Here is a 22,569-nt window from a genome sequence, read left to right as displayed (position 1 = left end):
TGAATCGGAACGAATCATACTGTTTATTACGCCTATGTAAAGCGCTAACGATAAAGTTAAAAAGTTTATTATTATTTTTATTATTCAATGGCCTATCGTTAATTTTATATTCATAAAACTGCTTATTTATTTGCCAGCTAAGTAACCCCTATAAACTGACTTATTTATGAAAAGTCTCGCTTTTATACTGTAGTTAGACCAAAAAACATATGTCGAAGGACTAAATTGAGACTCGGATGGCCGATTTTGCAGCGAAAGCGATTAGCACTAGAGGTCAACAAGGTACGGTTTGTGCACTTGGCAAAATGCATGGTCAAGTTGGTGACCGGGTTATAGGTACAATGGGAAATAAATAAGCCAGTATCGGAAAATATTCTTTAAATCATGATTATATTATGCGCTTCAACATCTCTGGTGCATGTCTCAAGGACTGAGTCAATTGAGGCAATAATAGTCATAGCGTCAGAGAGCTATATTGATAATTGCGTCTAGATGACAGGGTAAAAAATGAAACTAGAGAATGTTGTTTTTGAAGACATTGAAATAGGCCAGAGTGCAATGCGTATTCGGCAGGTGCAATTGAGTGATATCCAAGACTTAAGCATACTGTCTGAAGAGGAAAGTCTTGATAATTTGGCAAAAGAATATGCTAGCAATATGGCTTTCCAGGGGGCTGTCGTACAGGGAGCTTGGACTGCTGCGCAGATCACCGCGGTAATAAGCGCTCAACTTCCGGGGCCTGGAGCGGTTTACCTCTCACAAGATCTAAAATTTGCTTTACCTGTTGTAGTAGGAGATGTAATCACCACAAAAGTAACTGTAATTGACAAAGATTTTCAACATGGTTCATTGATCATCGATTGCCAATGTAGCAATCAAAGAAAAGAAGAGGTTGTGTTTGGCATTGCAACGGTTCTCGCTCCTACTGAAAAGGTCTGTATTGAAATAAGCTCCACCAAGCAAAAAGAACTAAATAGCGCGTGTTAACTCATTTTTGAGGGTATTTTTAAATTTAAAAGTAAGTAGATTAATGAGGTTTTTACAATAAAAGTCAGCAATGTGAAGCCGTTGTATTATATTTTTAGAACTGTATACCAAAGGTATGGATATACCAGTAGGTTGATATGTTTGCACAGCTTAAAATATCGAGTCGGCTTGGTTTAGGTTTTTGTGTGTTATTGCTTTTGTTTAGTTGTGCAGTTTTAGTGTCTGTTCAGGCACTTAATACTGCAGCTGATGGGTTTAAAGAGTACCGTTCATTAGCAAGAAACACCAATAACGCAGGGCGCGTTCAAGCAAATTTACTTACGATTAGAATCGCTGCGCTTCATTATATCAATACAGGCAGCCAGACAGCTCTGCAAGAAGAGCGCACACGAATGGCAACGCTGAATGAACTATTGGCGAATGCTCACCATGATGCAACTAGCAATGAACAAATACAAACTTTCATAGATGTGGAAAATCTCGCAACACAATACGCCAATACGTTTTCGAAAGTTGAAGAAAAAATTGCACAGCGCAATGAAATTGTACACAACAGCTTGAACAAAATGGGGCCTTTGATGGAGCAAGATTTGTCTCGGGTATTACTTAGCGCGCGCCAAGACAATGACATGGAGGCCGCATTTTACGCGTCTTTGGCACTTCGAAGTTTATTGTTAGTGAGGCTACACGTGATCAAATTTTTGGATAGCAATGACAGTGAGGATGTTGAGCAAGTTAACAGAGAGTACAGCGTATTTTTAGGAAACCTCAAAGAATTAGATGAACAGTTGCAAAATGAGATACGGCGGCGACATTTTGTCAACGTGCGCAGTCTTGCACCTAGGTATATGAACCGCTTTACAGAACTCGTTGATGTTATTAATAAACGTAATGCCCTCAAAAGAGAGCGATTAGATGTTATAGGCCAACAAGCAGCACGTAAAATTGAATCTTTAAAATTGAATATTAAAGATAAGCAGGATGAATTAGGACCGATACTACAAAAAGACAACAGGGTATCTCAAAACTTTGTGATCTGGGTAAGTGTGTTTAGTCTTTTAGCTGCAATTTTATTGGCTGTTATTATTTCTCGTTCTATCACGGGGCCGATAAATGAGGCTGTTTCCATTGCAAATGCGTTGGCACAAGGCCATTTGCACTTCAAGAGAAAAGTAACCGGTAATAGCGAGACTGCCAGGTTAATACGTGCGTTAAAAGGCATGGCTAAGCAGTTTAAAACAGTCGTATTCGAGGTGAAGCAAAGTGCAACGGCACTCGAGCAATTCTCCTCGTTAGTTATTCGCACAGCAAAAGAAATGGAGTCCACTGCGATGTCTCAAGAGCAAAGTGTCGCGGACACAAAGCAAGCCGTGACCTCTATTAGCGAATCAATCAAAGCGAATAGTGAATATGCGCTTGCCACGGAGCAGGTCGCAATTAATACGACACAGGAAGCAAACGATGGGGGACAAAAGGTGAAAACAACGATAAACGCAATGAAGACCATTGCCGAGCAAGTGAAGATCATCGATGAGATTGCCTATCAAACAAATTTACTCGCTTTGAACGCGACTATTGAAGCGTCTCGCGCAGGAGTGCACGGTAAAGGGTTTGCTGTTGTAGCAAGTGAAGTCCGTAAACTGGCTGAGCGCTGTCAAAATGCATCGGAGCGAATTGGCAAAACCGCTGTCAATAGCGTTAGCTTAGCTGAAAATGCAGGTAAACAGTTGGAGACCATCATCCCCGCAGCCAATAAAACATCTCATTTTGTGCAAAACATTATGTCTATTTCGAAGCAGCAAGAAACGGGGCTCAATCAAATTAATCAAACTGTTGAAGCTGTTGATGCAACAACAAAGCGTTCGACGCAGGCCAGTAACGACTTGTCTAATTCAGTCAAAGAGGTTGTTGAATTGTCTATGAGGCTGCGTACATCCGCGTCATTTTTTAAATTATCATAATAAATCAAAGCGGCTAAAGGCAGCGTGCTTTGCAGCAACGCTACCAACTTCAGTTATTTCTGTGCACTCAATGCAACTATTTTGCTCGTGTTGCTATTACGGTCATTCACAGTAATAAACAGTTCGCCTGATGGTGCGGTGATAACGTCCCTAATTCGACCAAGTCCTTTCAGAATTATCTCATCTTCAATAACTTGGTTGTCCTTGATTCTTATTCGATGCAGTTGTTTTTTTGCAAGGCTGCCAACAAAAAGGTCTCCCTGCCAGTGTTTAAACTGACTCCCTGTATAAAAGTTCATGCCTGCAACAGCAATGGAAGGCGTCCATTGGTGAACGGGCAATTGCATACCCGGTAGTTCCGTATGAGGTGTAATAGGCGAGCCGTCATAGTTCATACCAAATGTAGTCTTTGGCCATCCGTAGTTTACGCCCTTGCTGATCAAGTTGAGTTCATCACCTCCTCTAGGACCATGCTCAGTTGACCAAATTTGGTTGGTTTTAGGGTGTTTAACTAAACCTTGTGGGTTGCGGTTACCATAGGTCCAGATTGTTTTGAGACTATCTTTTTTGTTGTAAAAAGGATTGTCTTTTGGAATTCGACCATCTTTATAAATACGGTGAACTTTACCATTTTGGGTTGTCAGATCTTGCGCATCATCCTGATGACCTTCGTCTCCGTTGGTAAAATAGAGGTATTCTCTATCAATGGCAAAACGCGAACCAAAGTGCCAGCCACGGTTTTTATGTGTGTGTTTTGGCGCTTCAAATAAGGTTTGTTGTTCTGCCCATTGGCCGTTTTTTATTTTTCCGCGAACAATGGCTGTGATCCCGATGTCACGCCCCGCCTTGTTTTGGCCGGTTTTTTTACTGTAGGACAGATATATCCAGCCGTTTTTTTCATAATCAGGGTCAGGAAGCACATCGAGCATGCCACCTTGTCCGCGATGCCAGACTGTGGGCGTATTTTTGATTTGTGTGCGATTGCCTTTGGCGTCAACACGCCATAATTCGCCTTGGCGAAGTGTATATATCAAGCTTCCATCAGGTAAAAAGTCCATAGCCCAAATAATACCTTTGCTTGAAAGTACTTCTCGAGTATAAACATTGTGACGGTTTGTTTTGAATTGTTTGCTTAAAGTGGGCGCTTTTAGTTTTGCGGTGTCGGCATTATAACTTGTTTCACGAATATACACGACTAAGGTTCGAATAGCTTGCTCAGACAAGGTATGCCCAAAAGCAGGCATTCCGCGATCGAGTAGACCATTTTTTATGGCGTTTGCTAAAGCTTTATCCGAGCCATCAGTAAGCCACTGCGTATCGAGCAGCGAGCCTGCCATAGCCCCTTGTAACTGAGCACCGTGGCAAGATGCACAGTTATTTTTAAATATGTCCTCGACATTTTCCTTAGCCGAGGCTTGATGAGTTACGACGCTTAGCGCCGTCAAGATACTTGCTACAGAGTTGATAGTTTTCATTTTTATACGCGCGTTTTTTACTCACAACCAAAAGAGTATAAAGGGAAAGTGAAAATATAGTACGTTTTATTCGATGAGTCGGCGGTAAATTTGTAACGTTAAATAACAGTAGAGAATACGTTTATTACCTATATTGAGACTAAGAGGATTGTCTGGTAGTGTAACGTGAAGGTTAAAAAGTAAACAAAAGGAAATTAAAAATGAAACTTAAATTGAAAAAAAGAAACTTCAAACAACTTACACAGCTTAATAACGAGCTCGAAAAACAAAACACACCAAATGTGGCAGGTGGCCGTGCTCACTCAGATTTTGGTTGTGATATTACTGGCAAAAAATGTCCTGCGACTTTGACTTGCCGCGCTTGTGGCTCACGTCGTTGCTAGTATTGCGAAAGACGCCATATTGGCGTCTTCATCTGATCAGTTTCTAAAAATCTGATACACGCATTAACGTATCTCGGGCTGCCGAAAACTTCTCTGGGTGCGCATCTCGTAGCCTTGTTAATGAATCCAGTGTCATAACTTGTGCACTGCCATCGTATGCATTCTCGGTTCCAAACAGCAATGTACTTTCAAATGGTGGCAAGTTGAAATTGAGACCATGCAATTTTGCAATGCAATCAGTATTTGGTTGTTGCCATATATTGTTCAGAAAGCTTTGCATTACATCAACTCCGCAGTTATTGCCTGTATTTGTATCAGCAGGGGATTCAAAGATCACGGCATGTGGGATTTGTGGGAATTCAACGTAACGCTGGTTTATGTTGGTAAAAGTCCGCATAAAGTCGTGAGCGTAACTATGCGGCGTTTGTGGATCTAAATCACCATTGAGCATGAGTGTCGGGATGTAATGGTGAACGTCAGTATAGGTAAACTGACTACGATATTTGTTTCCCCATACCGCCTTTTGAATATAGCGGCTGTACAGCAGTGCTTTAGGAATACAAGATACCGCATCTTTGCAGTAGTTGAGGCGCGCCTCAAGGGATCTATGTTCTTGGCTTATCTCGTTGTGAACAATGAGGCTGGACAATACCTGAGAGAAGTCGTTTTTTGGTTTGGGCTGCAACTCGAGTAGTTTACGACCAGTACCTTCAAAAATAAATTGATGTAGGTTATCAAGGGCAATAACATCGTCACTATTACACCTCGCTAGTCGATAATAAGTCGGCATCAGCGCGCCTTCTACAGAGCGCATCATGAGTAATGTGGATAGCGCTTGCAATGAATCTTGATTGAACTTGGTTTGCGGACAGTGGGAATTTGAATAAACCTTATTTAACAATGTTTTGACCGTATGCTCTGAATCATTGCCAAGTTTGCTTTGACACAAGGGATCAGCGTTACAGTATTCAGCCAATCCGCTAAATATATAATTAAAGTTCTCATCCCAGAGATCCAAGCTAAACCCTTTCGATGGTACGATGGAATCTAAAATAATCGCTTGGGCACCCTGCGGTGCTACTTGAGTAAAGCGTTGCGCCCAAAGCGTTCCATATGATGCGCCATAAACGTAGCTAGGCAACCAGTTTGTTGCTCGGCTTTTGTCGATAGAGTAGGCTAAGTCTTGTGCAGCACCTGTGGTATTAAAGTGAAATAAATCGTCACCCCATTTCTGATGGAGTGCGTCATAACACGACTGTTGATATTGTTGGTAGTCGCCACCAGGCTTGTTTGGACACTCTAAATGTGTTGACCAGCCCACACCGCGGTGTTCAAGGATGTATAAATCATAATCTTGTGTGTATTGGGCAAGTGTTGTGTCGTAGTGCTGGGCGTAAAAGCTTGCGGAATAACCAGGCCCACCTTGTAAAAACCAAATTTGGCCTTTGGGTTGGTTACTTTTTGCTGGATATTTTGAGACCAAAATATCTATTTGTTTGTCATTTGGTTTGTCCCAGTTAACTGGGACTTTCGCGAAGGAACAGAGATTGCGCTTATCTGGGGTGGTAAAAGAGCTGGGGCATTCGCCCCAATTAAAATTCACATAACGATTATACTCGGAGGCGTTTGAGTGTGCAGCAGCCTGTGAGTATCCAAATACCGATAAGCACAAAAGTGCCAATTTTACCTTATACATGTGTCATCCTTTTATTTTCTATAAAGAGAGTTTCGATTGACGTTGAAATAAACTCGATGCATATATAAATGTATATTTTTTGTGAAAATAACACTGGAGCTTAATTAACTTGCACTAGCATGACCGAAGTGGTGTAACGAGTTCTTTGAAGCAGGAGCTAGGCCCTTAACGTTTGATGATTTTAAAAGTTATATTGTTCAGATACTTGGTTTAACAGCCATAGGAAGAAAACGGCGCTCGATTAGAGCTCGATAATGGTTGCGAATAACTCTAATAGGCTAACTGAGTATCAAATTTAAAATTTTAGTTATTTGAGCTGGGCTGGCGATGAGCTCATAAAAATGTACTTAGTCTTAAATATTACTTTTTCTTTACCCTATTACTTACACACTCTTCTATGCTCGCGGTATAAGACATAGCATGTCAAATATTAGTCATCTGACATGGATAAATGCTCAAGAATAAATAAATTAATAATATTAGCGATTTCAAACATTAAAGTTATTTTTTCGTTGACTTTAGGTGATTGGGATACCTAATATGGGTCCTTGTTGAGGCTTAGTGCCACAGCAAAATCTGGGCAATAAAAATAATAACAAGCCCTTAATATCAAGTAGCCTTCAGTATGAGGATGCTTGGCGTCCCAACTAAGAAGAAGAATAAGGGACAAACCAACTTGACCAGTATGGCAACTCCAAGGCGGGGTTGCCATAGTTTTTCTTGTTGGCTGTTCATTTTACTAGTGATCTTTCCCAAAGTTTCTCCATCCACGTCTATTTTTACCTAGCAAAACTGACATATTTACATGCTTGAATAACTACACTGTTTGTTTTTTCGGGCAATGATCGTGGACGCACTCAACCTTAAGCCAGTGATCTTGACACATTCAAATAAATTAGAGAATGCTTATGAACTTGTAGATGACTTTCCTTATGAGCATAACGGTAAAGTTCGTTGGGTACCCAAGTTTTTCCAATATGATGGCGCAAGTATTCCTACTCTGGCCTATCACATGGTAGGGACCCCGTTTAATCCTAGATATATGAAAGCGGCGTTAGTCCACGATTGGCTTTATCATACCCATGAGATAGAGAGAGCAGCAGCAGATGAGCTATTTTATTCCATGTTGTGTGAATCTGGTGTCGGTGACGCTAAAGCTAAAATAATGCGCTTGGCGGTAGAATTATTTGGCAGGTGGTATTGGCATAACGACGATGCAGACCAAGCTTATAAAAAAGAGCTAGAAGAGTTGATACGACAAGACGGCAGGAACCCGAGCGTATATGGATTGTAGTGATTCAGTCAGATCAGCACTCAATTTAGTGTGCTGACCAAGAGATTGCAATAAATTGAGAGGCTTAGCTAGTCATTTACTTTGTTTGGGTTTACTTGTTTTAAATGTAAAAACACTAAACCAATAATACCCGTCATGGCCATACCTGATAAAATAAATGGATCCATGGCAATGTGCTCATGAAATTTAAAAGTACCTGCTGAGATTTTCTTCCAGCCCATAAAGTGCTGATTTGCAGCAACCACCGCACCAAAAAAACCAATAACAAGCGCTGCGTATTTGGAGATCCAGTGAGATGCACTGGGAAGGATCAACAGTAACCCTAAAAGACCAATGGCAGTCCGTTGTGTTCTACAATAAGGGCAAACATAGACGACGCCAGTTAGTTCAACAGTCCAAGCGACAATGCTGATCAAAATCGCTGCCAAAGCGACAAATTTGCTGTATTTGATATATGTTTCTAGTTGCAAAGGTGCCATTTAAATACCTATAAATAAAAATGAAAGTCGTAAATAGCGTTACATTGTAACATTAGTATGGGGGGCGTGGTAATTTTTCTATCTTATGCTTGTTACTTTGCAATATAAAATTCCGATCAATCTTAAACTTTTCTTAAAATCAGAGCTTCGAAGTATTTGATGCGAATCTTTTGTGAGGATTAAGTCATCTGGCTAAGATGCTGCTTGTATTCAATATGCGCTTGATAAGTAGGACGTTGACCTCGCTATGAGGTCGGTTTCTTTGTATAAGGTCAGAGATATATCTGACCTTAACAGCCATCGAATTAGTTATTATTTATATAGCAAATCACTAATTCGTCTTTAGGGTTATCTCTTGTGTCTTCTACTAAATATTTTGCTTCAATGCTATTTTGGCATCTACACATATCATAGTGGCTAGTTAGGTAGGGGCGGCCATATTCATCTTTGTCTGTTTTTGTAATGCTACAAGTTGGTTCTCTCCAACGGTCATCCCAGCCACTTTTACCAAAAGCAACAATTTTAATCTTATTTGATAATAGTTTAGCGTTTAACTCTTCACTATTTGCTGAAGCGTTGAATGCACACAATGCCATAAGACAGGTAATTAGTTTTTTCATTATTCATCCTTAATAGTTTGTTATATAGAGCTTGTGCTCTATTGGTGGGGTATTCTATTCTCAAAGAATGTATTGGCAAGCTTTTTTTTATTTTTCTGGGCGAGCTTTACTCGTCCCATATTGTTATGTTTATAACTCAGACTCTCTGAATGTTATTGATGTGAATTATAATTAAGGAGGGGGCTAACAATAGAAAAACACTGCGTGACCTACAAGGAGCCTTTAAGTCTAGTGATATTGTGTCTTGTAGGTTTGCGGAGATCGTGATTGCGCAGAATGGGTTTGTTGTGATCTTGTTTAGAGATCCCAGGTATGCTCAAGGAAAAACGGTTGCTCATGGGTGAGGCAACTCTTTGTTGTGGTTATTAGGGCATGCAGATGATACACCGAGCGACGAAGGTACATATTGTTAATTGTACTAGGGTAAAGTTTTTAATTACATAAAAACAATGGCTTAAGGGTAGTTTTTGTGAATGAAGAAGAAGGTGACAAAGACCAGAAAATGTTTACTATAAATCAGCGTTCGCCCATGATGAATCAGTTAGGTGATTTGTCCGGGCTTGATGTGTAGACTAAATTGTTCGCACGTGTAATACTTTGTAATAGTTGAGCTACAAGGACTTTTATATAGTTATTAGCGTTAAATAACTTGCAATAAAGATGTGCTATGGACCATAAATTGATCGAACAAATTGAATACGAAGAACGCGATACTGAAGCGCGTAAGTATACCGAATCAAAAAAGCACTATATCAATGCGACTTTGCTTTTGGATGAAGATGTATCATCTGTAGAAGATCGGACGAGGCTTTTAACCCAGTTAAATTTATATCGCCATTCCGCTTCTATCGAGATAGAAGAGGTCGCTGAGGGCGTATTTAATATGCGCTTTGCCTTACTAAACTGAATGAGACATTCAGCTGTTTGAGTGTATAGAGTTTGTTGCCAATAAAAGGTAATGACTGAGGTTATATTGCTTGGAATAGGGTATAACGACGTACATTACTAGCTACCTTTCCTCGACCTAAGTCTAGAAGCTGGTTAAGTATACTAAAGTGTAAATTGATTATTTACATTTTAGGTATTTGGCTTTAGATTAATACTTAAACAATAACAATTAAAAATACATCCAGCAGCTATCATATTCAAAATTGTTAAACAACTGTGATATCGGTGTGAAGCCTCTTTAATGCCAATATCAGCGCTCTGATGTGGAAAATTTTGTCGATCATTATCGAGCTGAATATTGAGGACGGCGGCTGCATGAGTAGGGAATTACGATGCAAGATGGTCAATACAGTATTTACTATAAAGATAAACTAGACGCGTCATGCGGCAAGCTTCGAGCTGACGTTGAGGCGAACTATATTTTACGTATCAAACAAGTAGAACCTGGTTATTTGCAAATAGCATTTATGAAGGGCTTCGAGCAATTCCTCATTGCCAGTTGTCACCCTACTATTGAAATTCCCTCACTGCCGATTCAAGGTGATGAAAAAGTTGAATTTACGGTTATAAATGATGCCCAATATGGCATGTGTATATCGCAAAATAGCCTACCGGACAAAGATCTTCTGCATATCTTGGATATCGCATCTAAAGCTGGTGGGTGTTCAACAGAGAGCGTGTTTCAGCTAATACAGACACACATTATCAGAGATCTCTCTATCATTCTTTTACAAGAACTAGAAAATAAGCACGAACTTAAGGAAGGCGAGCGGATACTGGAGAAAAACTCAAACCGAGTAAAACTTCGTAAGGTAGAGTTGAGCGACACCGGTGTTAGCGTATCAACATTAGACATGAAACGGATATTAGACGATGCTTTAGGTGATCACTTCGATTCATTGTTAGAAGATCAATGGTCAGCAATTCGAAGCGAAAAAAGCTATCAAAATACTGGGATTCATTTTACTTGCCATGAATTGGATAAACAGGGTGAATTAAGCTGCTATGAGCAGGTTTTTCACACTAGTACGCCATCACAAGATAAGCAAATTGCCAGAAAAATCATAAAAATTGACTGAATAAACATCTTCACTTTTTATTTTTTGTGATTCATTTACAATTCTCCTTAACTTATTGAGTCAAGGAGATAAAACATGTGGCTAACAAGTGGAACAATAGAAGGTGAAGTTGTATTACTAGAGCCTATTGCGCGTTCACACTGTGAAGATCTCATTGCCGCCGTAAATGATGGACAAAATTGGCGACTTTGGTATGCGTCAGTACCTTCCCCTGAAGATATGCATGCTTATGTTGATAAAGCACTAGCTGGTATGGAACTTGGCGAAATAGCCTACGTAGTCAAAACCAAACATGACAATAAAATAGTGGGCACTACTCGATTCTATGATGTCAAAGAAAACCATCGAAGGGCGTCGATTGGCTATACTTGGTACTCGAATTCGGTCAGAAGAACTGCTGTTAATACAGAATGTAAATACTTACTGATGTCTCATCTTTTTGACACATGCAATGCGATGTCATTAGAGTTTAAAACCCACTTTTTTAATCAGGCTTCTCGAGCCGCCATAGAAAGACTGGGTGCTAAATTAGACGGCGTACTAAGGAGTCATCAGATTATGTCAGATGGTTCAATTCGAGACACCGCTGTTTATTCAATACTCGCCCACGAATGGCCAGCCGTTAAAAATAACCTACTGGCAAAATTAGGAAAATATTAAGCCGATATGAGCAGTTAGTTGTTTATATCGACTAACTGCAACCTTAGATTTTTGCTTAGTCCCTAGCTGTACGTTTTACCCGCCTCAACCCTTACCAACCAACTCTAAATTCTGGATTACTGCCAGTCAATGTAAACACGAGCCAAGTTAACATTGTCAAAGTGGCTGACATAAAAAATAACCTCACCGATTAAAGGTGGTTATCAAGCAGTGGGCTTGTCTCTTTTTGAAGATTAAGAGGATTTTTGGGGTACACTTGAGTGCCAAATAAACAAATAAACTTGCGTTTTTATCAAAAATGCTATTGACATAATATGTCACAGCGTGCAAACCTAAGTACGTAACTCATACAAACAAACAGGCTTTATTAGCTAAATAAATGCCAATTTGACATAAGGAATCTGTTACATGGAATTAAATGAGCTTTCTATTAAACTCTCGCAATATGAAACTGAAGGTGCCAGTTTTGAGTCGTTTTTTATCAACAATGTTGGACAAGAAGTCCTACAGGTAATCGTTGATGGAAACGATGAGCTTCCTATTTTTGTAACACGTACAGAAGAGCAAGTATTGTGTATTTGTTACTTGTTTACAGAGCAAGAAATAAGTGCTGACAAACACGCAGAGCTAAACGATACGTTATTACGCTTGAACGTGCCCATGCCCCTTAGTGCATTCGCTAAAATTGACAACAAATACGCAATTTTTGGCGCGCTTTCTACCAACTCTACCTTAGAACAATTAGGCCATGAAATTGTCACCTTGTCTGCCAATTCAATTGATGCTTTGGACGCGATAAGTGATTATTTGACTGAATAACAAGGAGTATTGAATATGAGTATTTTAAAGAAGTTGTTTACTGCGGTAAAAGGCGGTGTGAATGAAGTGGGTGAAGGTATTGTAGATGCGAATGCTATTCGAATTTTTGAACAAGAGATCAGAGATGCACAGGATGCTTTGAGTGAGGCCAAGCGTAGTCTAACAGAAGTGATGGCCAAAGAAATACAAACCTCACGTGCTATTAAAGCGTTAGAAGATGATATCGCCAAGCATGAAACCTATGCAACACAGGCACTGGATAAGGATGAAGAGTCACTCGCTCTTGAAATCGCGGGAAAAATTGCCGAGCTTGAACAAGAAAAATCAGAGCAGCAACAAATACTCAATACATTTTCTGCTAATGTCGCAAAGTTAAAAGAGCAAATTAAACAAGCAGAAAAAACCATCGTTGAAAACCAGCGTCAATTAAGCATGGTTAAAACAACAGAAAGTGTGCAAAAAGCTACGATGGCCGTCAACGATACAATGACTTCTGGTGACTCAGCAATGGCATCAGCAAAACAGTCATTGGAGCGCATAAAACAGCGCCAAATGGACAGGCAAGATCAGTTAGACGCTGCGCAGCAACTCGCTGATGAAAGTAACGATAAATCTCTACATGACAAGATGCGTGAAGCGGGTATCGGGGAAGATGCTAGCAAAGGTGCCGACGTCCTAGCCCGAATTCGCGCAAAACAAAATAAGTAACACGGATGAGTGATAATAAACATACTTGGCAAAAGCAAGAGAAGGCGGTTCGAGCAACGCAACTTGCTTTTGACCTCAGCTCTGAAGTGCAAAAATTTATTAAAAAAAGTGCAATTGACGAAGAGTTGACACCGTCTGACATGATAAGGCGCATTTTAGGATTGGAAGTTAAATCAAAAAAGACCCGTCAGAGGTTAAGTTTCAATCTAAGTGATGAAGAGATTGCACTTTTAGCACATCGTTTTGAGATCCCTGATGCTGACAAGCGTGTAGTAAAGCAAAAAGTCGCCGATTTACTGATTCAACACGTAAAAGATGCTAATGGTTAAACCTTAAAGCGCACTTGCGGTTGAATGGCCCTTAATGCATAGGAATATTTAATATTATGGACTTTCTCAATACTATTTTTACTTTCCCAACAGTGGTTTTCACCACCTTGTTACTCATCGTCATCGGCTTTTGGTTAATCGCACTGCTTGGATTTGCAGACATTGATATGCTTGAAGGAGATGTTGAGATAGAGGCTGATGGTGGTGGTGACTCCATTATGCAAATGGGCTTTGGTGGTGTACCTCTGACTATATCAATTAGCTTAGTTGTACTGCTCAGTTGGATAGCAAGTTTTTATGCGCATCAACTGTTTGCATACGCACTTGGCGATGGAGTTATGTTCTACCTTTTAGGTGGCGCGATGATGCTGGGATGTTTTGTTGTATCGATCCCGTTAACAGCCATGTTAGTTAGGCCTTTAAGACGCTTTTTTGACAGCAAAGAAACCGCCTCTAAGAATGATTTTATCGGTTTGGAGTGCGTGATTGCGACAAGTAAAGTGAATACACAATTTGGTCAAGCAAAAGTGCAATTTCAAGGAACAGAGCAGCTAATAGAAGTGCGTTCAGAGGACGAGGGCATGTTTTCCTTAGGTGATACAGGCTTATTGATTGAGCATGATGTGGCTAAAAATAGCTATCTCATTGTCGAGAAGCCTTGGTAGTACCTCATCAAGAACACAATACATCATTAACAATTAACACATAAACAACGGCCAAGATAACTTAGTTTTATATGGCACAAAATCGCTGTGGCAGCTCTACTTGAAAACAACATTAAGCCATGGCTTGGAATAATCATATTAGTTAGGAACACACATGGAATTTTTAGATAATCTCGGACCTATTTTAACAATCGTTGGCGTATCTATCGGTGTTATATTTGCGATTATTTTAATCATCGGTAAGTTTTATCGAAAAGTGGATCAAGGGCATGCGCTCATAATTAACAAAATGAAGAATGAGCCGGACGTAACCACAACAGGTGGGATAGTTTACCCCGTCATTCATAAAATGGAAGTTATGGATATCTCAACCAAGCGCATGGTTTTAGAGCGCAGAGAAAACAGTGGCCTTATCTGTAAGGATAATATTCGTGCCGATATCGCCATTACTTTTTATATCCGTGTAAATGAAAATAAGCAGGACATCTTGCGCGTTGCTAAACAAGTTGGCTGTGCCCGCGCGTCACAACCTGAAACACTACAAGAGTTATTTGAAGCTAAGTTCTCAGAAGCCCTTAAAACTGTGGGTAAACAAATGAATTTTGAAGAACTGTTTACTCATCGCAACCAGTTTAGAGATGCAATTAAAGAAGTGATTGGTCAAGATTTATCAGGTTACACGCTCGAAGACGTGGCGATTGACTACCTTGAGCAAACATCAATTCACAAGCTAGATGAAAACAACATATTAGATGCTGAAGGTATTCGACGTATCACGGAGAAAACCGCAGAGCAGAATGTGCAAACGAACCAGCTAAAGTGTGATGAACAAGCGCAGATTGAGATCCAAAATCAAGCAGCACTTGAAAAATCTTTAGAGATTGAACGCCAAAAAGAAGATGCAAAAGCGAAGCAACAACGCGAAATCGAAACTGTGCGAGCTAGAGAAACCGCAGAAGCTGAACGGGTAAAACAAGAAGAGCGTATGAAGGCGGAAGATGCTCGCTTAAAAGCGGATGAAGCCATTGAAATTGCAGAACAAAACAAACAGCGTGAAATAGATATTGCCGAGCAAAACCGTCTGCGCGTGCTTGCCATTGAAGAAGAAAAAGTATCGCGCTCTCGTGAAATTGAAGTGATTGAACGGGAGAAAGAAACTGAAATCATGCGCATCAATAAAGAAAAAGCATTGGAAGTGGAGCGCAAAGAAATCGCAGAAGTACAGCGAGATCGCGTTGCGGTAGAAAAAACCGTTGCCGAAGAGCAGGAACGCATTAAAGATGTTCAAACGCTAGCAGCCGCGGAACGTGAAAAAGAAGCGATTGTGATCAAGGCCAAAGCGGAAGCAGAAGAAGCGCTGGTGAAGGATATTGAAGCAGCTAAAGCACAGGAGCAAGCGTCAGAATTTAAAGCACGCGAGCTAGAAAAAATGGCGGAAGCCGAGCTGCGTATAGCGAATCAAACTGCGGAGTCGAAAAAGGTATTAGCAGAAGCTGAGCGCGCTGAAAAAGCAGCAGCTGGCCTTGCTGAAGCGGAAGTGATCAAAGCCAAAGCGCAAGCGAATGCGCAACAGGGTGAAACAGAAGCGCAAGTACTACAGCAAAAACTGGCAGCTGAAGCGCAAGGTAAACGTGATATCGGATTTGCTGAGGCAGAAGTGCAATCTGCGATGGCTGAGGCAATTGAAAAGCAAGGGGAAGCAGAAGCATCGACACTTGAGCGTCGTATGTCAGCTGAAGCAAAAGGTCTTGAAGAAAAGCTTGAAGCACTCAATGCGATGGACCAGTCAGCAAGAGATTACGAAAGCTTTACGCTTCAACTTAATCAGCAAAAAGAGCTTACGTTGGCCAAGCTGGATACAGAAAAAGACATTGCCGCGCATCAATCTGAAATTCTGGCTAAGACGCTGGGCAATGCAGACATTAACATCATGGGGGGCGACGGCCAGTTCTTCAACCAATTTATGAAAGCGATCACGCTCGGAAAATCTATTGATGGATTAGTGGGAGAAAGCGATACGGTTCAAACTTTGTTTAAAGATCATCTAAACGGCGACAGAAATATCATGGATGATCTTAAAGGAGTGCTAAGTGGTGCAAACGCATCGTCAGAGACCATGAAAAACGTAGCTATGAGCAAGTTTTTCAGCCAGTTAGGCAATAGTAGTGATGCTGAGAAGCAACAGCTTTTAAACTTGTTAGGCAGTACGCTTAACGGCAATGCAAAACAAGTAGAGTCAAACGAGCAAAGCTAACAGCGTTATTACAAGACTATGAATGCACGCAGGTCGGGCGTGCATTCAGCGTACCTTTCTATTTACCCTCCATGAACCACAGGACAGTAGACTATGGCGGACTCTGAAAATAATGTCGCACTAGAGCAGGGATCATATGATCTGATCAAGCGTCGTTTGAGTAACTCTGGTGCTCAGTTACGCAAAGACATCGATTTACTAAATCAAAACCGAATAGAGACCTTTGGCAGTACTGAAATTAAAGTCAAAGGGCGTGCTAGGGTAAGAACTGAACATAATTGCATACCACGAGATATTGTACTGATCGGCGACAAGCTGATATTTGCCTACAATGTGTTTTTAGGACTCAAAAAAAACACACAGGTAGGTGATGTATTTACCGTACAAAAGCTCGTAAACCAAGATGATCATTACGAAGTAGAACCTTACCCAAACGAAACAAAGTTCTTAACCAATGAGCGGTTCTTAAGAGATTTTGACGAACTCTATACCTATTACAAAGAATCAAAACTGCAACACTTATTTCAACAAAACGGCAAGCTTTATGCGTTGTTTCAAATAGGCGATAAACTGTCCGATGTTCGCGTGTTTCGCTGGGAAATCGCGGCAGACAATACCTTAGATTATATTGATAATCGTGGTGAACGCGATTTAAATCGTGACCAAGATTATGACTTTGAATGGATTAAAACTGATCGTAGTGACCATGTAGAGGGGCGCCATCCCCATGTTAATATTCTCGACAAGGTATTTGTAGAGGCGGTCGGTGGCGACCTTACTATTAAGGTTGAAAATAACACCGAAAGTGGCGAAGGGATATACGCAGAACCTGTCGATGACAAAAACCAGTCGTTGGCGGATTGCAGCGTTGAATATGCCCAGCTAGGCGAAATTATTCTACTTAAGGTGCTGCCTTATAGAGAAAAGGTATGGCGCTACTTTATTTTCAACTGTGTAACTGAAAACGTGGTCCGCCAAGATGCAATTGCGGATGCATGTGTTCAACTACCCGATGATCACGGTATCATATTCCCAGGCGGTTATTATTTGCAATCAGGGCAAACTCGCTCTTTTGAAGACCACATTGACAACCTCGAATTCCACAAACAAATTAAATCCCCCAATGGTGAAGATGTTTTATACGTCTTTTATGAACCAAGTGAAGGGCGCTATGCGCTATTTGCTTATAACCTGATCGAAAAGAACCTCCAAAACCCAATATATTGTCATGGATATGGGGTATACAACGATGGACTCACCATCACCTTTAAAGCTGAAAAAGAAGAAGCTCAGCGAGTCCACCCAATTCAAGTGTGGGACAGTCCGTTTTGTTCGGCAGAATTTGCAGCGAATGCACCAACACCAACCAGCATGTTGGGTAAAATTGGCAATCCAGATCTGGTACGTGGTATTTCAGATTTATACAGTGTTTGCAAAGCGATCAGTGAGCAAAACCCAAATATCTCTCACTATGAAAGTCTTATATCGCTAACGCGCAGCATTTTAGATCGCTACCATTGGCTAAATGAGCCGGACTTTTCCCCTCTTAATGCTCAACTGCACGAAATATTTGAAACCTCTGAGCAAGTGTTGGACGAATTTGAAAAAGTCAGTCAAATTCAGGAAACTGCGAAAAAAGCTTTAGTGGATATTAACGCTGAATTTAAGTCGGCAACCAAAGATATTCGACCGGACGCTTTTAAACTCACAACCGAGTTTGTCACAGGCTTAGAGTCACTTAAGCTTTTAAAAGGTAAAATCATCAGCCTTGAAGAAGTAAAGTATATTGACGTCGAAGGGCTTACCGCATTACAAGCCCAGCTAGATGAATTGTTCTTAAACTTGAGTCAAGCAACAGCACAATTTTTGCAAAAAGATACAGCGCTAGCACCTTATCAAAGCAAGTTAAATGAGTTGACAGCGCTGAGTGAAAAAAGCGAGAGCGTTAGTGAACTCAACGGTTTTTTGAAAGAGCTGGATACACTCGGAAGTGAACTGGACTTGCTCAATCATACGATGCTTGATCTGGAAATTGACGATAGTCGGATCAGAACGCAAATTCTTGAAGATGTCAGTGGCGTGTATGGTTTGGTTAATCGCGCTAAAGCCAGCATTGAAATTCGCCGTAAAAGTTTGGGCAGTGTTGAAGCGAAAGCGGAATTTGCGGCGCGTTTTAAACTCTTTAGCCAAAGTATCACCAGCAGTTTAAATAATGCTCGTACACCAGAGCAATGCGATGAGCAGCTATCAAGATTACTTATTCAGCTTGAAGAGCTTGAATCTCAGTTTAGCGAGTATGACGAATATCTTGCGGAGATCATGGCCAAACGCGATGATGTATACGAAAGTTTTGAGGCGCATAAGCAGCAGCTGATAGAAGAGAGGCAGCGCAGAGCACTCAATCTAGCCAATGCCGCAGAGCGCATTTTACAAGGAGTGACTAGGCGTTCGCAAAACTTCTCCGAAATAGATGAAATCAACAGCTATTTTGCGTCAGATCCGATGATAAGTAAGCTGCGGGGGCTGACCCAAGAACTCAAAGAGCTTGGTGATGGGATCAAGGCGGATGATATTCAAGCTAAGCTCAAAGCATGCAAAGACCAAGGTGTCCGTTCACTGCGAGACAAGCAGGATATCTATAGCGATGGTGGCAATTCGGTCAAAATCGGCAAACACAGTTTTGGTGTCAACAAGCAGCTGTTAGATCTCACCTTGCTACCTCGTGATGAGGATCTGATGTTTCATCTCACTGGCACTGAGTACTTTGAGCCAGTACAAGAGCAAAGTATTCGTGACACGCTTTTGTCATATCGACCTTATTGGCAACAAAATGTAGTTTCTGAAAATACCGATATTTACCGTGGTGAATTCTTAGCTGCACAGGTGTTGAGTGCGGCAAATGACCCGTTAAATGCTCTGACGCATAGCCAGCTTGAACAAGCGATTGCCGACGAAACATTGCTCTTATTGGTGCAAAAGTTTGCAGAGCCGAGATACCAAGAGGGCTATGAAAAAGGCATTCATGATCATGATGCGACCTTAATACTGCAAAATTTACTGGCTCAAAAGCAGGCACTTGGTTTATTGATTTATCCAACGTCAGCGCGTGTTGTTGCGCAATTATTTGCAAGTCAATGCGATACTCGAATTTTGGTTCAGTGGTCTGAGCAAGCTAAGCAAGCACAATTAATGGAAACGGTATTGGGAGATACGCGCTTCAAGGCCCAATTAGCAGGGCAATTAAGTGATGAAATAACAGGGTTTGCGCAATCTAGTTTAAGTCGCTATTTACCATATGTATCAGCTTTATCGGGACAATTGAGCGCAGAGTATTTAATTAAAGAGCTCGCGCAAAGCAAAAAAGAGCTCAGCTTTGTGATGTCTAGCAAAGTCAAAAAAGTTGCTGAGCAGTTCAATAGTATGGCGAGAAGTAAAGGTTTTTCGGCGTCTTTGCAAGATACGCTAGGCGCCCTTGAACATCTACAAGACAAAGCCATCATGATGGTTAGTTGGTTGAATGCTTATGGGCAACAGCAAAATGATGAAGTAAGTGCTGATTTACTGATTGATTCGGCAAACGTTGTATTATTGCAGCAGCTGAATCAGACGCAATTTGAACCTCAAGATGTCACGGTTTCAAATCAGGTGACTGGATTGCTAGGTCAACATACCCGTATCAATGAGCAAACTTTAACGCTTGACTACGCTGAGTTCTTTGCTCGGACGCAGACGTATTTGTCTACACATGTAAGTGGATTTAGTCATTATCACGAGATCAAATCGGAGATCTTGGCAGAGCAAAAAGAGCGATTACAATTGGATGAGTTTAAGCCTAAACCCTTGAGTTCCTTTGTTCGAAACCAGTTGATTGATAAAGTCTACTTTCCAATTATTGGTGACAACCTTGCAAAGCAAATAGGCGCGTCAGGCAATAACAAACGCACAGACTTAATGGGGATGTTACTGCTAATTTCTCCCCCAGGTTATGGTAAAACGACTTTAATTGAATATGTCGCAAATCGCTTGGGTCTAACCTTTGTGAAAGTGAATTGTCCGTCAATTGGCCATGATCAGGTGTCTTTAGATCCCGGGCAAGCGATGAATGCAACCGCTGCAAAAGAGATCGAAAAAATCAACCAGAGCTTCGAAATGGGCAACAACGTGATGTTGTATTTGGATGATATTCAACATACCAATCCAGAGTTTTTGCAAAAGTTTATTTCCCTCTGTGACGGATCAAGGCGAATTGATGGGGTATGGAACGGCCGCAGTAAAACCTACGATTTAAGAGGCAAAAAATTTGCAGTTGTAATGGCCGGTAACCCATATACTGAATCGGGTGAGAGCTTTAAAATACCAGACATGTTGGCCAACCGTGCCGATATATACAATTTGGGTGATACCTTATCTGGGTGTGAGCAAGAGTTTGCGATGAGCTTCATTGAAAACGCCTTGACTTCCAATGCAGTGCTTGCGCCATTAGCCAATCGCAATATGCAAGACCTGTATAAATTGGTCCGCATTGCCGAGGGAGAAGATATCTCACTGAATGAACTTGAGCACAATTATTCTCAAGCTCAAGCAAATGAAATTGTTTCCGTGTTGCAAAAGCTGATCCAGATCCGAAACACTGTATTAAAAGTGAATGCTCAATATATTGCGTCGGCTGCACAAGATGATGACTATCGTGTTGAGCCGCCATTTAAGTTACAAGGTAGCTATCGCAATATGAACAAAATGGCAGAGAAAGTTGTTGCGGCGATGAATGATGAGGAATTAGAAAACCTTATTCAAGATCATTACCGAGGAGAGGCGCAAACCCTAAGTAAAGGCAGTGAGGAAAACTTACTTAAACTGGCGCAACTTCGCAACACGCTTTGTGAGCAAGAAGCCAAACGTTGGCAGCAAATTTTAGATGACTATGCGCTACTCAATAGAGCAAATGATGCAGGTAGTCCTGTTTTACTCGCGGTTGAGCAGCTAGGTGAGTTGAATGAGTCGTTAACCAGTATCGCGTCGAAACTAGACAAAGACCAGCTGAGCCACAATTACTCAGCGCTATTAGAGAAGTTAAACGGCGCAGTTGGTGAGCAAGATACAAATGGCAGTCTACAAGCGCTTGCAAAGGTGATTGAGCACAGTGCACAACAGTCTCCGCTCACTTCATCATTTGCACAACTCTCAGCGCAGTTAGCAGAGCAACATCAGCAGAAACTAACGCAAAGCGACATGCATAATGCACGTGATGCAGATACAAATGAAGCGCTGACAAGCAAAGTAAGCCAAGCCATAAACCAATTGACCGAGTCTTTAAATAATGAACATCTGCAAAGATCTGAACAGGTTCAGCTAGCTACTATAAATGCCGATAACTCGCTTAAATCTCAACAAGATTTGAAAACTGCGTTATCAGAAGAGTTGCAGCAAGTTACAGAAGCTCTGAACCGCCAGCGTGATAGCCATATGCGCTCCACAGAGCACAGCACGCAACTACAACTCGAAGCGATGTCAGATCAACGTACCGAGCTTACTAAACTGGCTTTAGAACTGGCCAACGTAAACAATGCGCTGACTCAGCAAAACTTAACTCAAGAAGAGTTTGTAGCGCAACAAGCAACTAGGCAGCAGGCTTTGGCTGAAGGGCTTACACAGAAATTGACAGATTTAGCAGAGTCAATTAAGGAGCAAAGATCAGCAGAGCACAATAGTAAACAGTCAGCGCTGCTTGCAGATATTAACAGCGCCTTGAAAGCGATTGCAGACAAGCCTGATACTGCTGGTGCACTTGCGGATCTGAATCTCAATATTCAACAAGGGCAAAGTAGCTTAGCTCATCAGTTGAGCACAGCGATTGAAGCAGGGCAGAGCCAAGTTATCGCGCAATTCAGTGCTAAAAATAATACTGAGCAATGCACGACACCCAGTGAAGAGGTCGCACTCGCTTTGAGTGAGTTAGTAAGCAGCACTTTACCTGAATTGATGAAGCATGCTGAAAAATCGAGTGATATTGATCCAAACTTGGGTCGAAAAGTTGATGTTATTTTAGAGCGTCTGGCACGCATTGAAAGCCTGCCAGCAAAAGCTCAGGGGTCATCACAAAATAGCGATAATCCATATATGCTATAAACTTGCTTAATTACCACACCTTTTAAAAGCGATGCTATTAAGCATCGCTTTTAATTTCTTGATAAACACGGTTAGAGAAACAAAGT

At 41.1% G+C, this 22,569-nt stretch carries 17 protein-coding genes; 13 read left to right on the top strand and 4 right to left on the bottom strand.

What is annotated here, in order from left to right; all coding sequences use genetic code 11:
• Positions 1 to 507 precede the first annotated feature (507 nt).
• A complete protein-coding gene (locus tag N483_RS07405) occupies positions 508 to 987 on the top strand; it encodes a MaoC/PaaZ C-terminal domain-containing protein (protein WP_023401391.1) in 480 nt (159 codons plus the stop codon).
• Between the two features lie 137 nt (positions 988 to 1,124).
• Positions 1,125 to 2,948 (top strand): methyl-accepting chemotaxis protein, encoded by a 1,824-nt coding sequence (locus N483_RS07400; RefSeq protein ID WP_023401392.1) that lies wholly within the window; start codon positions 1,125 to 1,127, stop codon positions 2,946 to 2,948.
• Between the two features lie 53 nt (positions 2,949 to 3,001).
• On the opposite strand, the gene N483_RS07395 is transcribed toward N483_RS07400, so the two are convergent.
• A complete protein-coding gene (locus N483_RS07395; RefSeq protein ID WP_023401393.1) occupies positions 3,002 to 4,423 on the bottom strand; it encodes a PQQ-dependent sugar dehydrogenase in 1,422 nt (473 codons plus the stop codon).
• Between the two features lie 200 nt (positions 4,424 to 4,623).
• Between N483_RS07395 and N483_RS07390 the strand changes: the two genes are divergently transcribed.
• Positions 4,624 to 4,806: a hypothetical protein gene (locus N483_RS07390; RefSeq protein WP_023401394.1), complete on the top strand. Its 183-nt coding sequence runs from the start codon at positions 4,624 to 4,626 to the stop codon at positions 4,804 to 4,806.
• 43 nt (positions 4,807 to 4,849) lie between these two features.
• Here N483_RS07390 and N483_RS07385 read toward each other — a convergent pair whose 3' ends face one another.
• Positions 4,850 to 6,502 carry an alpha/beta hydrolase gene (locus N483_RS07385; protein WP_023401395.1) on the bottom strand — a complete coding sequence of 551 codons (1,653 nt, stop codon included), beginning with the start codon at positions 6,500 to 6,502 and terminating at the stop codon, positions 4,850 to 4,852.
• A gap of 847 nt (positions 6,503 to 7,349) precedes the next feature.
• Here N483_RS07385 and N483_RS07380 point away from each other — a divergent pair.
• The gene (locus N483_RS07380; RefSeq protein WP_172642428.1) at positions 7,350 to 7,796 is read left to right on the top strand and encodes a DUF1353 domain-containing protein; all 447 of its coding nucleotides are present in this window, start codon (positions 7,350 to 7,352) and stop codon (positions 7,794 to 7,796) included.
• A 68-nt stretch (positions 7,797 to 7,864) separates the two neighbouring features.
• On the opposite strand, the gene N483_RS07375 is transcribed toward N483_RS07380, so the two are convergent.
• Together N483_RS07375 and N483_RS07370 are read right to left on the bottom strand one after the other, a co-directional pair.
• Positions 7,865 to 8,275 (bottom strand): disulfide bond formation protein DsbB, encoded by a 411-nt coding sequence (locus N483_RS07375; RefSeq protein WP_023401397.1) that lies wholly within the window; start codon positions 8,273 to 8,275, stop codon positions 7,865 to 7,867.
• 305 nt (positions 8,276 to 8,580) lie between these two features.
• The gene (locus N483_RS07370; RefSeq protein WP_023401398.1) at positions 8,581 to 8,895 is read right to left on the bottom strand and encodes a hypothetical protein; all 315 of its coding nucleotides are present in this window, start codon (positions 8,893 to 8,895) and stop codon (positions 8,581 to 8,583) included.
• A 667-nt stretch (positions 8,896 to 9,562) separates the two neighbouring features.
• On the opposite strand from N483_RS07370, the gene N483_RS07365 reads away from it, so the two are divergent.
• The 9 genes from N483_RS07365 (at position 9,563) to N483_RS07325 (ending at position 22,483) form a co-directional block, all read left to right on the top strand.
• Positions 9,563 to 9,802 carry a hypothetical protein gene (locus N483_RS07365; RefSeq protein WP_023401399.1) on the top strand — a complete coding sequence of 80 codons (240 nt, stop codon included), beginning with the start codon at positions 9,563 to 9,565 and terminating at the stop codon, positions 9,800 to 9,802.
• Between the two features lie 373 nt (positions 9,803 to 10,175).
• Positions 10,176 to 10,922: a hypothetical protein gene (locus tag N483_RS07360; RefSeq protein WP_023401400.1), complete on the top strand. Its 747-nt coding sequence runs from the start codon at positions 10,176 to 10,178 to the stop codon at positions 10,920 to 10,922.
• A gap of 75 nt (positions 10,923 to 10,997) precedes the next feature.
• Positions 10,998 to 11,582 (top strand): GNAT family N-acetyltransferase, encoded by a 585-nt coding sequence (locus N483_RS07355; RefSeq protein WP_023401401.1) that lies wholly within the window; start codon positions 10,998 to 11,000, stop codon positions 11,580 to 11,582.
• 408 nt (positions 11,583 to 11,990) lie between these two features.
• Positions 11,991 to 12,401: a YjfI family protein gene (locus N483_RS07350; protein ID WP_023401402.1), complete on the top strand. Its 411-nt coding sequence runs from the start codon at positions 11,991 to 11,993 to the stop codon at positions 12,399 to 12,401.
• Positions 12,402 to 12,416: 15 nt separating this feature from the next.
• Positions 12,417 to 13,109 carry a PspA/IM30 family protein gene (locus N483_RS07345; RefSeq protein WP_023401403.1) on the top strand — a complete coding sequence of 231 codons (693 nt, stop codon included), beginning with the start codon at positions 12,417 to 12,419 and terminating at the stop codon, positions 13,107 to 13,109.
• A gap of 5 nt (positions 13,110 to 13,114) precedes the next feature.
• On the top strand, positions 13,115 to 13,438 hold the full coding sequence (locus N483_RS07340; RefSeq protein ID WP_023401404.1) for a hypothetical protein: 324 nt from the start codon (positions 13,115 to 13,117) through the stop codon (positions 13,436 to 13,438).
• 56 nt (positions 13,439 to 13,494) lie between these two features.
• Entirely contained in the window at positions 13,495 to 14,103 is a 609-nt protein-coding gene (locus N483_RS07335) for a hypothetical protein (RefSeq protein WP_023401405.1), read from the top strand.
• A gap of 154 nt (positions 14,104 to 14,257) precedes the next feature.
• Complete coding sequence (locus N483_RS07330; protein WP_023401406.1) at positions 14,258 to 16,357, top strand: SPFH domain-containing protein; 2,100 nt, start codon at positions 14,258 to 14,260, stop codon at positions 16,355 to 16,357.
• Positions 16,358 to 16,450: 93 nt separating this feature from the next.
• On the top strand, positions 16,451 to 22,483 hold the full coding sequence (locus N483_RS07325; protein ID WP_023401407.1) for a DNA repair ATPase: 6,033 nt from the start codon (positions 16,451 to 16,453) through the stop codon (positions 22,481 to 22,483).
• The last annotated feature ends 86 nt before the right edge of the window (positions 22,484 to 22,569 follow it).

It is taken from the genome of Pseudoalteromonas luteoviolacea NCIMB 1944 (assembly GCF_001625565.1).
GTDB lineage: Bacteria > Pseudomonadota > Gammaproteobacteria > Enterobacterales > Alteromonadaceae > Pseudoalteromonas > Pseudoalteromonas luteoviolacea_F.
The sequence above is the reverse complement of the archived record's forward strand: the minus strand, read 5'-3'. Positions and strand labels throughout refer to the sequence as shown.